We start from the raw sequence: 14,399 nt of genomic DNA, 5'->3' as shown, positions 1-14,399 counted from the left end.
AAGTAGGAACCGCGGGCTTTTATCTATCCCTTTACTGAGTGCGTGATTGCACTCTTCTCCTTCGCACTAGCCGCCATAGTGTGGGGGCTGGTTCTCGCGGTAGAACTGCTCATCGCGCTGACCAGACTCCCCTTCTGCTGCGGTGGCCGATTCCGCGTCATCAACGTTAACAATTCGATCCTCATCGACCCCGTGGGCAGCCGATGTGCCGGGCTTATCAGCACTACGGTCATAATCGGCAGCTTCCGATTGACGGAAGACTCTCCGACGATTTTTCCGGAACGTCATAGACTATGCCTTGTGATTACTGAACGCTGGATTGTTGCAGCTGCTCAATGAGGTGGTGCACCAGCGGTGCCAAGGTAGCCATGCCATCGCGAACCGCAGCGCGCGACGAGGCAAGGTTGACCACTACAGTCGAACCAGAAACGCCCGACAAGCCGCGGGACGTGCAAGCATCCACCGCGCCACAGGCTTGACCGGAAGAACGCAGCGCCTGGGCCACGCCCGGAACCATCTTGTCAATGACGGAGCGGGTAGCCTCCGGGGTCTTGTCGCGCGGGCCTACACCGGTGCCGCCTACGGTCAGCACCAAATCCACGCCACCGACCACGGCGGTCTCAATGGCCTGGCGAATCTTGGACTTCTTGGAACGCACCACGATGGCGCCATCGACACGGAAGTTAGCTTCCGCGAGCAACTCACTGACCAACTGAGATGTGCTATCGGATTGCTCCCCAGGGTGATCAGTGACAATAACGATGAGAGCACGGCGTGGCGCGGCTAGGCTATCCTCCTGCTCGCTCGCTAGCAGGAAGGCATCATCGGGTTCGGCAACATCCATCAAGGAATCGTGCTTGCCTTCGCCTTCCGGTTGCGCGGAGTCGGTCAAGTCCTGCTGCAAATCTGGCATTATTCTCCTTAATTTAAGGCAGTAGGGCCTTTCGGCGGTGTGAGGTACGGTGCATTCAGCACCTAATGAGGTCTTGCACAGTAATTTACTCGCCTGAGAGGGTTACCTCTACCTGACGAGACTCATCCGAGTCTTCGCGTGTAACCTCCAAGGTCACTGTCGCGCCAAAATCTTGCGACCGCGCCGCCGCAATCAGGGCATCGGCATTCTCGATCAAGCGATCATTGACGCGGGTGACGATGTCACCTTCCTTCAGGCCCGCCTTATCTGCTGGGCCACCTGGCTCAACCCCGGCGATACGGGCACCATTGCCGTCGTCACGCGCCAGCACCTTCACGCCTAGGGTCGGGTGAGTGACCTTGCCATCATTAATGAGCTCGTCCGCCATGCGCTTGGCAAAGTTCGACGGGATGGCGAAGCCCAGTCCGATGGATCCGCCCTCCCCGGTGGAATTACTGGACAGCGAAGCAATCATGGAGTTCATGCCCACGATATTTCCGTCCCGGTCCACCAGTGGACCGCCGGAGTTGCCCGGGTTGACCGCGGCATCAGTCTGAATGGCGTCAATCAAGGAAGACTCGCCGCCTTCTTGGGAGGCGCGCACTGGGCGGTTTTTGGCAGAAACGATACCGGAAGTCACGGTCGCATTAAGGCCCAGAGGAGAGCCCACGGCCACAACCTCCTGTCCCACGGCGACGGAATCAGAATCACCGAACTGCAAGAACGGCAGGTCTTTGACATCCTTTATCTTCACAATGGCCACGTCAGTATTCGCATCGGAAGCCACCACGTCAGCATCATGCTTGCTGCCGTCGTTCATGGTCACCTGCATCATGCCGCCGTGCTCAGCGCCTGCAACCACGTGGTGATTGGTCAGCACGTAGCCGTCCGGGGAGATAACGGAACCGGAGCCTTCTGCCCCGCCCGTCCGGGTCATCGTCTGGATAGAAACCACCGCCGGCAAAACCTTGGAGGCTACCTCTTCAACGGAGCCCTTTTCTGGTTCTTTGCCGGTGCTGTTATTGGCCGGCTGGGCCTTGAGCGCCTCATTGACCACTGACGTATCGTTGTTGCCTCCCCCAGAATTCATACCGACCACGGCTCCAGCGATTGAACCCGCGGCGATTGCGGCTACGGCAGCCAAGGCAGTTGCGGCGCCGAGGCCAATCTTTTTCTTTTGTTCCGGTTGCGGGGGCAGCGGGGTGACCATCGGACCTTCCTGGCCCTGAGTATTAAAGCTTTGGGTCTGCGGGCCCTGCGGGTACGGCGCCTGTGAACCTAGCGCGCTGGGATCAGCTCCTTCTGCACCGCCGCGTGGTTGATTCCAGCCTTGTGAATACGAGCCAGTCCCATATTCCTGCGCGTCGGCGTCGCTGCTATAGGGGCCGGCGGTGCCAGCGTTTGGGTTTGGCTGCCCGATGTCTCCAAAGTTCGGACCACCGTGTACCGGCTCGGCCTTACCCGGCCCTTCTTGGGACGCTCCCTCCGGGAAGGAACCATCAAAGCCGCGGTAATCGTCATTCCTCATGTTCATGAGAAAACTATGCCTCACTTCGCTTAGTCAAGACTGTTACTGATCTGCCAACCTACTAGGAATTCCTGAAAGGTAGCTGTATGCGATCACCAGTATAAAAGGCCGCAGCCTACCCTTGGTTAAACCAGCGTTGAGCAAAGATTTCACCGCGATCGCTGGAATCTTCATTGCCGCCCGGCTGCCCCTCATGCGGTTCTGCCAAACCATCGACAAAGATTTCTCCGGACACGGGCTTGCCCGGCAGGACTACTTCCATGCGCGTGCCACCATCATTAGACTCACGGATCTTAATCGTGCCGTCGTGGCGCTCAATCACCGATTTCACGATAGCCAGGCCCAAACCAGAGCCAGGCATAGAACGCGCCTCTGCCGAACGGTAGAAGCGCTCGAAAACCTTCTCCCGCTCCTCCGGCGCAATGCCCGGACCGGAGTCATCAAAGCGCAAGCGCACCTCGTGGGAAGATAGCTGTTCCATGGACACGCGTACCGTGCCAGTAGCCGGCGACCACTTAGCCGCATTGTCCATCAGATTCAACGTAGCGCGGCCCAATGCGAAGGGGTCACCATCCAGCTCCCACGGGATAAAGCGCACCAGAAATTCCACGTCCGGGCGGCGGCGACGGGCACGCTCTAAGGAAGACATCATGACCTCGCACAGGTCCACCGGTTCCGGTTCTCGTTCGTTGCCATCCTCACGCGCCAAGTCAACGAGGTCACCAATCAAGGTGGAGAGTTCGTTCATCTGGGACATGACGTCATCTTCAAGGTCCTTGCGGTCCTCATCGCTCATGCCAAAGCCGCCACCGGCGCGATTAAGCATCATCAAAAGCTCAATATTGGTACGCATTGAGGTCAACGGCGTCTTCAGCTCGTGCCCGGCATCGGCGACGAACTGGGCCTGCTGCGACCGAGACTCTTGCAGAGCTTCCAGCATCTGGTTAAAGGATGTGGTCAGCTGAGCCATCTCGTCATTATTGGATACTTCGATGGGGCGCAGATCATTGGTCTGCGTCACGTAATCCACTGCGCGTTTCAAGCGCGCAATGGGTTGCATGCCGGTTTTGGACACGATGAGACCAGCAAAGATGGCGAGCAAAATGCCAAGCGCAACAATAATCAGCAAAACTGTGCCGAGGATGGCGATGAATTCTTGGCTCGGAGCCAGAGATTGCGCAACGATAACGGTAGAGCCTAGATCGTGGCGTTTGGCCAGAACACGTTCGCCGCCGACCGTACGCACGGAGGTGTCTGTATAGTCTTCCGTCCGATGGAAGTCTCCACCGAGGGGAATAGTATCGCCATAGGACAAGCTCGTTGAGGGCGGCGATAAGGAAACGCGCGTATCAGGGTTATAGGACTTAAATTCTTCAATTTCCTGATCCACGTTGTCGATAAACCGCGGGTCCTGGCTCTTGCGCAACAAGGCATCCGCTTTGGCCTCCAAGCGGTCATCTACGGAGGCAGTCAGGGACATAGATACTACCCAGTACGTTGCCAAGGTCATTACGGCAACGGCTACGGCCACCACAAGGCCAGTAACAGTAGCAAGGCGCCACCGCAGTGGCGCCCGTGAAGCCCAGCTCCCTTGACTTTCAGAGAACTCAGTAAGAGGTGTGGGCTGTGCTTTCCCGGAAGCCACTGCAGGGGAAGCGGGCTTCCTTAAGATCACGGATGAGACTCCCTCAAGACATAACCAACGCCACGGACAGTGTGGATAAGACGCGAGTCGCCGTCTCCCTCCGTCTTCTTACGTAGGTAGCCAATATAGACCTCGAGCGCATTGCCAGAGGTAGGGAAATCATAGCCCCATACCTCCTCCAGAATCTTGCTACGAGAAAGCACCTTGCGGGGATTTTCCATAAGGAGCTGCAGTAGGGAAAATTCGGTACGCGTCAAAGAAATTGAGCGGCCACCGCGGCTTACTTCACGAGTATCAGCGTCGAGTTCTAGGTCTTCGAAGCTAAGCTTGCTCTCCACCGGAGCCTCAGCAGCGATGGAATCTGCGGAAGCGCGGCGAACCAAGGAACGCACGCGCGCCAAGAGCTCTTCCAGTGCGAATGGCTTTGGCAAGTAATCATCGGCGCCAGCATCGAGACCAGCTACGCGGTCCGATACGCCATCGCGCGCGGTCAGCACGAGAATCGGACGGTCCCAGCCTTCGCTACGCAGGGTGCGGCACACCTCAAGTCCATCCATGTTTGGCATCATGACGTCCAGAATCAGCAATTCTGGATTCTCAGAGCGCACCGCCTCCACTGCCTCTAAGCCGTCGCTAGCAGTCAGCACATCGTAGCCGTTGAAACGTAGGGAACGGCGTAGCGATTCACGGACGGGTTGTTCATCATCCACCACAAGGATTTTCATGATCCTAATTATTACTGATGAAACGCAACTTCATGAAGTTATGAGAAATATTTACCCCCATAGCCCCCCAAATAATACTTAAGGTAGCAAAAATCCCCGCTCAACCCTCCTACAGAGAGCGAACGGGGAAAGTGCGAAACGAGCTTAGAACTGCTCTACGTCAACCAGGCCCAGCTTGGCAGCCTTGACCAAGCGGCGCGGGATGCGGACGGTCTGTCCGTCGATGGTGACTTCCTGGAGGGCCACGTTGTCAGCCTTCCACTGGGAACGACGTGCGTGGGTGTTCGCACGGGACTTCTTAAACTTAGGAGTTGCCATTTTCTATTCTCCTCCTTACGCGTTCTTCTTCTTACGGCGAGCCATGCCACCGAAGCGCTGGTTGAAGCGCTCGACGCGGCCGGCGGTATCCATAACGCGCTGTGCACCAGTCCAGAACGGGTGGGACTCAGCGGTAACGTCAACAACGATCAGTGGGTACTCGTTGCCATCTTCCCACTCCACGGTGCGGTCGGAGGAAGCGGTGGACTTAGTCAAAAAGGAGTGACCGGTACCAGCATCACGGAAGACTACCGGGTGGTAATCCGGGTGAATATCTTTCTTCATATATATTCCCTCAGGGTTGGACTACAGGTCGGTTCCACCCACTTATGGAGCGGATCGTGCCCGAGTTGGGACGTACAAATTTCACTCTGCTAACCGCGTGCCGTGCGGCACGGGTCAACAACCTGAATTATCCTACAGTCAACTACCCCAGATGCGAAATCCCCTCCCCGCTCCGACCACTCACTTCACACCAGTTTCTTGTATTACGCATGGCGGCACACCACAGCCAAATGCCACCCCACAACCACTAACAGCCCCACTAACCACAGCAAGGTAGCGATTAGGTAATTCGCGCCCAAGGCTGTAAGATTTTCCCTTGCTGTTGTCAAAATATACGTTTTACGCCCCGTCTACTGGCGTTCGACGATGGCGCCGCACCCGCTCACACCTCACTTTTGAGCACTGCCACCCTCACTCGGCAGTCGGCGTTTCATTGTCCATAGCCATGATGTGGGCGGCTAGGAGAAAGAAGACCCATGTCGGCTATTTGCCAGGTAACGGGCCGCAAGCCGGAATTCGGCAAGCAGGTCTCGCACTCGCACCGCCGCACTTCGCGCCGTTGGAACCCCAACGTGCAGCGTCGTCGCTACTACCTGCCCTCTGAGGGCCGTACCATCACCCTGAATGTTTCCACCAAGGGCATGAAGATCATCGACCGCGATGGCATCGAGTCCGTTGTGGCTAAGATTCGCGCACGTGGGGAGAAGATTTAAGTATGGCACGTAACGATATCCGCCCAATCATTAAGCTGAAGTCCACTGCGGGCACCGGTTACACCTACGTGACCCGTAAGAACAAGCGCAACAACCCGGATCGCATCACCTTGAAGAAGTTCGATCCGATTGCCCGCAAGCACGTCGAATTCCGCGAGGAGCGATAATCAATGGCTAAGAAGTCCAAGATCGCTAAGAACGAGCAGCGCAAGGAAATCGTCGCCCGCTATGCGGAGCGTCGCGCTGAACTCAAGAAGATCATCAAGAACCCGAACACCCCGGATGAGGAGCGCTTGGAGGCTCAGTTCGAGCTGAACCGCCAGCCTCGTGACGCTTCCCCAGCCCGCGTACGTAACCGTGACGCTGCCGATGGCCGCCCACGCGGTTACCTCCGCAAGTTCGGCCTGTCCCGTGTCCGTATGCGCGGCATGGCTCACCGTGGTGAGCTGCCGGGCGTTCGTAAGTCCAGCTGGTAAAGGGGTAATTGCACAATGGCTAATAAGCGCAATAACCAAAAGAAGTTCCGTATGGAGCAGAGCCGTCGCCCGAAGAAGAACCCTTTGAAGGCTGAGGGCATCGAGAAGGTGGACTACAAGGACACCAAGACTCTGCGTCTGTTCATCTCGGATCGTCACAAGATCCGTTCCCGTCGCGTCACCGGTCTGACCCCGCAGCAGCAGCGTCAGGTTGCTACCGCAGTCAAGAACGCACGCGAAATGGCTCTCCTGCCGTTCACCACCCGCTAAACAGTAGCTGGGTATCAACAGCGCACTTTTGCCGCTGGCAAGTGTGACACGGTAAAAGATCCATAGACTTTCGCCGCCTCCCTCCTCGAGGGCAGGCGGCGATAGTCGTTTTCTCCCTCTTACTCCCGCCTTTACACCCACATATTCAGCCCACGCGGCCAAGGTGTTAGATTTAAAGCATTCGTGCGCCCCGCAGCCGCTGGGGGAAGCACCGGCTTCGCACTAGTGAAAGGCAGTGAGCAATGGCCCTACACCAATCCCTACTCGATCTCTCCGAGCTTGCCCCGCACTGCCAGTCCCGCGCTACAGCCCGCGGGCTGCTCGCAGAGGCCCAAGATATCTTGCGCAATGCGGTCGCTCACCAAGACAATGAGATTGAATTGTCTCACTGGTATTCCCACTTGTTGGTAGATATCGTTCGCTCCCCTGGGGTCAACTCACCGGTACGCCTTACCGGTGCTGCCGCTCGGGGCGACCAGCTGCCATCTATGCCCGTGGAGTGGATTGGCCAGGATTCCGATCTCCAGGAAGTCTTTTCTGATGTCGGCCTCCAGGCTCACGAGGCCGCCGATTCGATTGCCGCGCGCGTCGATGCCGGCCTTCCCTTGGGAAACGGCGGAGAACAAGCACTCCTGGAAGAAGCTTTGACCAAGCGCCCGCCTACTCTGAAAATGGTGGACGGCCTGCCGGACCGAGATGCTGCTGTGGACATCAAGGCGACACTGCTCTCCCCCATTGCAGCTATCGCTCGCTGGGCGGCGCCGGGGCCTCGCCCGACGGTAGATCGCCTGGCGATTGGCGTTGAGCGCGCTGTCCTCACCGCCACCGACGCAGAGTCTTTGGATCTAGCGTGGCGTACCGGCTATGCATTAGAGTTGCGCCGTTGGTACGAGCGCGTCAGCGACCGTCCAGCCACGCTGCGGGATCTTCCACCGTTGGACCGCACTGCTTATGGCTCGGCATGCCGTATTGTCTCGGCCGTGTTTGAGTCCATTACCCAGCAGACAGAAGAATATAAATAGTCCCTAAGGTGCGGATTCGGAAGCAGTACCTAGTCGGGCATAAGATTGTACAGTTGGTAATTAAAAGCAATTTCTTTTTGTGAAAGGAGGCGTCCCACCGCATGGCAGGCACCGTCGGTAGGCCGCGTAAACACAGCCCGCGGCGCAGGGGAAATAGCGCCCGAGAGGAGATCTTGGACGCCTCCTCCGAGCTTTTCACTACTCAAGGGTTTGCTACCACATCCACGCACCAGATTGCAGATGCGGTTGGCATCCGCCAGGCCTCTTTGTACTACCACTTTCCGTCCAAGACGGAGATTTTCCTTACGCTGCTCAATTCCACCATCGAGCCTTCCTTGGAGTTGGCCGATGAGCTGGCCGGCACCGATGCGGATCCGGCTCAGCGCCTGTGGTCTTTGGTCGCCGCGGAATCACGTCTACTGCTCACCAGCGGCTGGAACGTGGGACGCCTATATCAGCTGCCGGTGGCTAATTCTCCGGAGTTTTCCGAATACCACGAATCACGCGACCGCCTGCAGAATCATTTCCGCTCTACCGCCGCCGCCATTGTGGGCGAGGAGGATCCCCGCGTGGAGCTTCCCTTCCACATTGCGCTATCCGTCATCGAAATGCGGACCAATAACGGCACCCCGCCGTTCGATGCTTCCCAATCGGTGCCGAAGACGGCCGCTATGCTTGCCGACGCCGCCTTAGCCGTCCTCGGTGCCTCCGTTCCCGATAACGCCGAGGAAACTACCCTCGAGCTATTGAAGAATCGCAACGACTCCATCTCCGCAGCCGCCGCCGCAGCGGCCGACCGCAAAAAGAAGAAGTCGCGCTAACCCCTCATCAGCGCTGCCACGACTCCGTGAACTCTCCCGTGGCGGCCAATCCGCCTCCCTCGCGCACGCTGACGCCACTCGGGGTCACCACGATAATCGAGGGATCCGCATTGACGTAGTAGTTATTCCCGTCCTGGGTAACGTCGTCCGTTTGGAACTGACCATCAAACATCGACGAGCGATAGACCTTGTAGCCGCCGCCGGTTTCACAAATGATGGCCCTGCCGTCGGGACCAGAGCCGGCGAATAAGGCACGCTCAAAGCGCTGACAGTTGGCGTAACCGCCATCCAGCCATCCGTACTCGTTGAAGTTGGAAATGTAGTTACCCACACCACTCTTCTGACCCCCGCCGGAAGAGGATGGTGATTCCTGCTTTTCTGTCTGCGTGACCGTAACTACCGGTGGCTCCTCGGGGGTTTCCTCATCTTTCGTTGCGGTCTCTTGCGCAGCCGTGGTTTCCTCGCCACTCTTGTCTTCTTTATCGGCGTTGTCGACCGTGGTCATTCCACTACCCTGGCCTTTAAAGCTAGGGGCAGCTTCATCCTTGGCGTTGCTGCAGCCGCTGAGCGCGAGGCTGGCGGCCACGAGTGGGACGAACCCCGCGGCGATAAGCAGGCGGAGGCGAGAGCGATAAGGCATAAGCTTTCCTTTCTAATGACAGGCCTAGCAGGCGGGGCTGGGCCACTGCGTATCGGCTTGAGCTAGTTCCTCGACCATAGAGGTAAGAACCGCTTGGGTGGAGGCGTACTGCCCATCAGGGGACGAGGCAATTAATGCTACGGCGACGTCATGCCCGCCCAACCGGACGATACCCATCTGGCGCACATCGTAGGAACCGGCAGGGTTCGGTCCCCAGCCGCCCTTCATCAAGGCGCCCGGCTGGGTGCGTAGGCCATAGCTTTGTGCAGGATCGGCGACTCCCATGGCGTCTATAATCGGCTGAGCTCCGTCCACGCAGCGCAACCCAGCCATAAACTTAGCCTGGTTGCCCACGCTCCACATGGTTTGACCAAAGGCCGTAAATTCCGGGCGGGTGACCTGGGATTGGACTTGGGTGGCGGTATCGCCTGCCTCCGCAATAACGCTTTGGGCGGCCTGTGCGGCCACGGTCGGCTCGCCTAATGCTGCCCATGCGGCCTTGGCGGCCTCGTTATCGGAGTAAGTAATTGCAGAGGACACCAGCTGACTATCGGCAACACCGGTACGATGCGCCGCAATAAGCACGGGCACCTTGGAGGTTGACCACGCGGCTTCGGGAGCGGTGCGCCCAGCCTCGACGGTAGAGGTGCCATCGGAGACCGCAATGCCCACATTTCCGTGTTCTGCCACAATGCGATCAAGTACGGCTTGAACGTCATCGGCAGGGGCTGCGACCGGAGGTTCCGTGGAGTCGGACGGGGCGCGCTCGGCAGCAGGGGCTGCGGATGAGGACGCAGTCGTTGCAGACGTGGTCTCTCCGTACAAGGGATCGGCCGTGCCGCGTGCCTCGGTATTGACAAAAGTAGGGGAATTATCCGCTGCATCCTCAGCGCTTGCGCACGCGCCCAGGGAGAGTGCGCAGGCGCTGAGGGCAGCTGCCGGGCCCCAGGCCCGGCGGATAGGGAACGTCATGAAAACTAGCTTAGGCTAGTGGGCGAAGTGGCGGGTGCCAGTCAGGTACAGCGTAACGCCGGCTTCCTTGGCCGCTGCAATGACTTCCTCGTCACGGATGGAGCCGCCGGGCTGGACTACGGCCTTCACGCCGGCGTCGAGAAGCACCTGCAAGCCATCGGCGAATGGGAAGAAGGCGTCGGAAGCTGCGAAAGAGCCCTTGGTGCGGTTGGCGCCATCGGCCAGGGTATTGGCGCGCTCGACGGCGAGCTTGGCAGAGTCAACGCGGTTGACCTGGCCCATGCCCACGCCCACAGTGGCATTGTCCTTAGCCAGCAAAATCGCATTAGATTTCACCGCGCGCACGGCGCGCCAGGCGAACTCGAGCTCAGCCATATCGGACTCGTTGAGGGCCTCACCTGCGGCCAGGGTCCAGTTTGCTGGGTCATCGCCCTCGGCCTGGTAGGTATCTGGCTCTTGAGTGAGCACGCCGCCGGAGATGTACTTGCGCTCTTCGTGCTGGTCTTCGTGTTCTGCTTGCAGCACGCGCAGGTTCTTCTTGGCCTTGAGGACCTCGATGGCGCCGTCCTCGTAGGAAGGAGCGACGATGACCTCGGTAAAGATTTCCTTGACCTGCTCGGCCATCTCCACGGTGACCTCGCGGTTGACGGCGATGACGCCGCCGAAGGCGGACATCGGGTCACACGCATGCGCTGCGCGGTGGGCGGCGGCGATGGACTCTTCAGAAACGGCAATGCCACAAGGATTGGTGTGCTTAATAATTGCAACGCAGGGGCGCTCGTGGTCCCAAGCGGCGCGCCAGGCGGCATCCGCATCCTGGTAGTTGTTGTAGCTCATCTCCTTGCCGTTGAACTGGGTGGCATTGGCAAGGCCCGTAGAACCGATGCGGGTGATGGTGGCCTTTTGGTGGGAGTTTTCGCCATAGCGCAGCGGGGTGGTTTGGCCTTCCTCGCTCAGCTGGTCCACAAACCAGGCGGAGACGGCCGCATCATAATCCGCGGTATGCAGGAAGGCGTCGCGGGCCAAGCCGCGGCGCTGCTCTAGAGTAAAGCCCCCGTTGTTGATGGCCTCCACAGCCTCGTCATAACGGGAGGGATCTACTACCACGGCAACGGACGGGTGGTTCTTGGCGGCCGCGCGCACCATAGACGGGCCGCCGATATCGATCTGCTCCACGCAGCCATCAAAGTCCGCGCCAGAAGCGACGGTCTCGCGGAAGGGGTACAGGTTGACCACGACGAGCTGGAAAGGCTCCACCTCGAGCTCGGCGAGCTGGTTGAGGTGTTCTTCCTTGCGGGTATCGGCCAGGATGCCGGCGTGAACGCGCGGGTGCAGCGTCTTGACGCGGCCTTCCAAGCACTCTGGGAAGCCGGTGAGCTTTTCTACCGGAGTGACCTCGATGCCTAGGTCCGCGATCTTCTTCGCGGTGGAGCCGGTGGAGACGATTTCTACGCCTGCCTTATCGAGGGCGCGGGCCAGATCCTCCAGCCCGGTCTTGTCGTACACGCTGATAAGAGCGCGCTTTACCTGCTTGCGGTCTTCGCTCATGAGGAGGATTAAGCCTTTCGAAAAGTCTTAGTCTGCGAGTTGAATAATAAGTTCCTCATTGTGGACGTCTGCTGCGCGCAGCACCTCCACGATGAGATCGCGCTCTACTTGTTTGATGCGCTCGTGGAGAGTGGACTCATCATCGTCCGCCATGATGGCTACGGATCGCTGCGCGATGATGGGTCCGGTATCCACTCCCGAATCCACAAAATGGACGGTAGAGCCGGTGATCTTCACGCCATAGTCTAGGGCGTCGCGCACGGCGTGCGCTCCCTTGAAAGCTGGCAGCAGCGCCGGGTGGGTATTGATGGTGCGGCCTTCGAAGCGGTCAAGAAATTCCTTTCCCAGGATCTTCATAAAGCCCGCAGAAACAACAACGTCTGGCTGCGCAGCATCTACTGCGTCAACCAGACGTTGATTCCATTCGGCGCGATCGGCACCTAGCGCCACGACCTCGGTATCGATCCCGTGGTCCTGTGCGCGCGAAATACCGTGGCATTCCTTATCCGCCACCACCTTCACCACTTGGTAGTGCCCTGCTTGGGCATCCACGATGGCTTGCAGCAGTGAACCCGTTCCAGAAACGAGCACCACCACTCGGAGGCGTTCAGGGTCAGCGGTATAGCGCGGAGGCATCGGTGAAGTCACGCGCTATAGCCTAGTCTCTCTCCCCTTCCGCGGAGGAATTTTCGCTCGAGGAAGCCTGCTCGCTCTCCCCCATTTGGTCCTTGAGCTGTTGGCTAACCGGCTTGGCGACGCCCCTTTTCTTCTCCTCAGCGTCCTCAGGTTCGTCCGATTCCTCGTGTTTCTCAGATTCCTCCGGTTCCTCCTGCTGCTTCGCCGCATCCTCAGCTGGGGTGCCTTCTTCCCCATCCGCGGCTGCGTCAGGGGCGGAGTCATCGGGCTCGTTCTCAACTACTTCGGCGTCAACGATCTCTGGATCGGTGATGGGCTCGCGCTCCGGTTCAACTGGGGTCTCGTCGGTTTCAGCGGCGGCCTCAGGGGCGTCGTCTTCAGCGGCATCCGAATCGGGAGTATCAGGGGCCGTGACACGTGCCGTGCGCGCCGCGCGCCATGCCACAAAGGCAAAACCTGCGGCAACGGCGCTGCCGACAACGGCCATCCACAGGGCGGTTAGGCCTGCGGCGGTCCACAGAATCGGACCGGTGGCGCCGTAGTAGCCAAGGTCGCCGCTGACAAGGTAGCAGGCAATAAACATCACTACCGCGGAGGCCACCGTAGCTACTAGTACGTCCTGGAAGCTTGGCCGCTTTTTATATAGGGCGTAGATTGCGGCGCCGAGCGGGACAACTAGAAGCACTACGGCCCAGCTAGGCGCGGAGGCCGGGATTCCACCGGTAATCGGCAGCGGTGGCAACGGCACGAGGTGGGCACTAAAGAGGCTGACCGAACCTTCGCCGATGGAAAACTCTGAGCCCACCACCACCGCAGCGGTGCTGACGATGGCATTGGGAATGTATAGCAGGCTCACTAGCACTAGTCCGGCCACACCTAGACCGGAGACCGTGGGATATTCATCCATCATCTCGCCCTGGCGAGAAATATTGAGGAGGAAAACCACCGCAAAGACTACGGCGGCACCAATGGCTAGGTAGCCGAGGTAGCGAAGGGCGATCTGAGTGGCGTCGACAATCTGGCGCGGCACCCCATAACGCTTGGCCAATGCCCGCCACAAGCGCGAGCCCATGCCGGCTGCCATAGCAGCAAGATGTAGAACAATAACCCGCAGCAAAGCCTGTGCCAGGTTTGGCGGGGAGACATCATAGACCTTGCCCGCGTCCCACAGCATCAGCCAGGCGATGATGGTAAATACCACTGGCACGCCAAGGACGCAGCTAAGAAGAATAAGCAAGTCTTTGACGCTGACCTTGTGCTTAACCGCGTTACGCACGCGGACTGCCACGACCGCAGCCAAGATGAGCGCGGGTAAGGCGGGCAAGAAAGACATGTGCACTTCGGCCGCCGAGACTGGCGCGAGGTTAAAGACCATCCATGACTCCGCCACGATGGTGTACCACCACGCCATGGGTGAGCCGGCCAGCATAAGACCACCGAGGGCAATGGCCATAATGATAAGGACAATGACCACGTTGGGCACTGCCGCCGTGATAAGCATGCGTCGGATGCGGCCGGCCCTAGTCAGCGGCGCAGGAGTACGGCGCGCTTTGGCTTTAGATCCGGCCTTTCGGGCGACACGTTGCGCCGATCCAGAGGGCTGGCGGGCCCCGCTGGGATGGGGCGCGCGTGGGGTGCGCTCCGTGCGCACCGTCCTGCCCCGCGCCTGGCTACGCGGGCGGGGCGTTGACCGAGAATGGGGGCTGGTGTTTTTGTTCATCGGCGTCCACTTTGCCACTTTCCGGCAGCAGATCTGGGGTGGCGCGACGAGGTAGCCATAAAATCACCGGCGACACCCCTGCACCTTGACCACACATATATATTAGGAGTATAAAATCTACCCCGGTTTCACACCTTTAACTCTGGCTACAGTAACATGAATGGAAA

At 59.0% G+C, this 14,399-nt stretch carries 18 protein-coding genes; 6 read left to right on the top strand and 12 right to left on the bottom strand.

Going from position 1 to position 14,399, the window contains the following annotated elements; translation table 11 throughout:
• Nucleotides 1–66: 66 nt before the first annotated feature.
• From ACLI1M_RS03760 to ACLI1M_RS03730, 7 genes are all read right to left on the bottom strand, one after another.
• A complete protein-coding gene (locus ACLI1M_RS03760) occupies nucleotides 67–288 on the bottom strand; it encodes a hypothetical protein (protein WP_023021973.1) in 222 nt (73 codons plus the stop codon).
• Between the two features lie 16 nt (nucleotides 289–304).
• The gene (locus ACLI1M_RS03755) at nucleotides 305–913 is read right to left on the bottom strand and encodes a molybdenum cofactor biosynthesis protein B (RefSeq protein ID WP_023021974.1); all 609 of its coding nucleotides are present in this window, start codon (nucleotides 911–913) and stop codon (nucleotides 305–307) included.
• An 85-nt stretch (nucleotides 914–998) separates the two neighbouring features.
• The gene (locus ACLI1M_RS03750; protein ID WP_248099122.1) at nucleotides 999–2,447 is read right to left on the bottom strand and encodes a S1C family serine protease; all 1,449 of its coding nucleotides are present in this window, start codon (nucleotides 2,445–2,447) and stop codon (nucleotides 999–1,001) included.
• Between the two features lie 109 nt (nucleotides 2,448–2,556).
• Nucleotides 2,557–3,951 carry a sensor histidine kinase gene (locus tag ACLI1M_RS03745; protein ID WP_248099124.1) on the bottom strand — a complete coding sequence of 465 codons (1,395 nt, stop codon included), beginning with the start codon at nucleotides 3,949–3,951 and terminating at the stop codon, nucleotides 2,557–2,559.
• A gap of 161 nt (nucleotides 3,952–4,112) precedes the next feature.
• Entirely contained in the window at nucleotides 4,113–4,811 is a 699-nt protein-coding gene (locus ACLI1M_RS03740; protein ID WP_023021977.1) for a response regulator transcription factor, read from the bottom strand.
• Nucleotides 4,812–4,955: 144 nt separating this feature from the next.
• Nucleotides 4,956–5,129 (bottom strand): 50S ribosomal protein L32, encoded by a 174-nt coding sequence (gene rpmF / locus ACLI1M_RS03735; protein WP_005279913.1) that lies wholly within the window; start codon nucleotides 5,127–5,129, stop codon nucleotides 4,956–4,958.
• A gap of 15 nt (nucleotides 5,130–5,144) precedes the next feature.
• Nucleotides 5,145–5,414: a type B 50S ribosomal protein L31 gene (locus tag ACLI1M_RS03730; RefSeq protein ID WP_005323793.1), complete on the bottom strand. Its 270-nt coding sequence runs from the start codon at nucleotides 5,412–5,414 to the stop codon at nucleotides 5,145–5,147.
• 476 nt (nucleotides 5,415–5,890) lie between these two features.
• Between ACLI1M_RS03730 and rpmB the strand changes: the two genes are divergently transcribed.
• The 6 genes from rpmB to ACLI1M_RS03700 all read left to right on the top strand — a co-directional run bounded on the left by rpmB (nucleotide 5,891) and on the right by ACLI1M_RS03700 (nucleotide 8,716).
• A complete protein-coding gene (gene rpmB, locus ACLI1M_RS03725; RefSeq protein ID WP_005279911.1) occupies nucleotides 5,891–6,127 on the top strand; it encodes a 50S ribosomal protein L28 in 237 nt (78 codons plus the stop codon).
• 2 nt (nucleotides 6,128–6,129) lie between these two features.
• Nucleotides 6,130–6,294, top strand: a complete 165-nt coding sequence (gene rpmG, locus ACLI1M_RS03720; protein WP_005279910.1) for a 50S ribosomal protein L33 — start codon at nucleotides 6,130–6,132, stop codon at nucleotides 6,292–6,294.
• A gap of 3 nt (nucleotides 6,295–6,297) precedes the next feature.
• Entirely contained in the window at nucleotides 6,298–6,603 is a 306-nt protein-coding gene (gene rpsN, locus ACLI1M_RS03715; protein ID WP_005279906.1) for a 30S ribosomal protein S14, read from the top strand.
• 15 nt (nucleotides 6,604–6,618) lie between these two features.
• A complete protein-coding gene (gene rpsR / locus ACLI1M_RS03710) occupies nucleotides 6,619–6,873 on the top strand; it encodes a 30S ribosomal protein S18 (RefSeq protein WP_005279904.1) in 255 nt (84 codons plus the stop codon).
• A gap of 242 nt (nucleotides 6,874–7,115) precedes the next feature.
• Nucleotides 7,116–7,895, top strand: coding sequence for a putative nucleotidyltransferase substrate binding domain-containing protein (locus tag ACLI1M_RS03705; RefSeq protein WP_239207978.1), 780 nt, complete (start codon nucleotides 7,116–7,118; stop codon nucleotides 7,893–7,895).
• A gap of 101 nt (nucleotides 7,896–7,996) precedes the next feature.
• Nucleotides 7,997–8,716, top strand: a complete 720-nt coding sequence (locus ACLI1M_RS03700) for a TetR/AcrR family transcriptional regulator (RefSeq protein ID WP_239207977.1) — start codon at nucleotides 7,997–7,999, stop codon at nucleotides 8,714–8,716.
• A gap of 7 nt (nucleotides 8,717–8,723) precedes the next feature.
• Here the strand turns inward: ACLI1M_RS03700 and ACLI1M_RS03695 are convergent, their stop codons facing one another.
• From ACLI1M_RS03695 to ACLI1M_RS03675, 5 genes are read right to left on the bottom strand one after another with little or no spacing between them, the layout of a single operon-like run.
• Complete coding sequence (locus ACLI1M_RS03695) at nucleotides 8,724–9,356, bottom strand: hypothetical protein (protein ID WP_239207976.1); 633 nt, start codon at nucleotides 9,354–9,356, stop codon at nucleotides 8,724–8,726.
• 24 nt (nucleotides 9,357–9,380) lie between these two features.
• A complete protein-coding gene (locus tag ACLI1M_RS03690; protein WP_248099126.1) occupies nucleotides 9,381–10,328 on the bottom strand; it encodes a hypothetical protein in 948 nt (315 codons plus the stop codon).
• A gap of 15 nt (nucleotides 10,329–10,343) precedes the next feature.
• Nucleotides 10,344–11,876, bottom strand: a complete 1,533-nt coding sequence (gene purH / locus ACLI1M_RS03685; protein ID WP_023021982.1) for a bifunctional phosphoribosylaminoimidazolecarboxamide formyltransferase/IMP cyclohydrolase — start codon at nucleotides 11,874–11,876, stop codon at nucleotides 10,344–10,346.
• Between the two features lie 27 nt (nucleotides 11,877–11,903).
• Entirely contained in the window at nucleotides 11,904–12,512 is a 609-nt protein-coding gene (gene purN, locus ACLI1M_RS03680) for a phosphoribosylglycinamide formyltransferase (RefSeq protein ID WP_023021983.1), read from the bottom strand.
• A gap of 22 nt (nucleotides 12,513–12,534) precedes the next feature.
• Complete coding sequence (locus tag ACLI1M_RS03675; RefSeq protein WP_023027763.1) at nucleotides 12,535–14,013, bottom strand: DUF6350 family protein; 1,479 nt, start codon at nucleotides 14,011–14,013, stop codon at nucleotides 12,535–12,537.
• Nucleotides 14,014–14,399 lie beyond the last annotated feature (386 nt).

Source organism: Corynebacterium sp. LaCa54 (genome assembly GCF_046717495.1).
Taxonomy (GTDB): Bacteria; Actinomycetota; Actinomycetes; order Mycobacteriales; family Mycobacteriaceae; genus Corynebacterium; species Corynebacterium kefirresidentii.
Note: the sequence above shows the minus strand (reverse complement) of the source record. Positions and strands in the feature narration are given on the sequence as shown.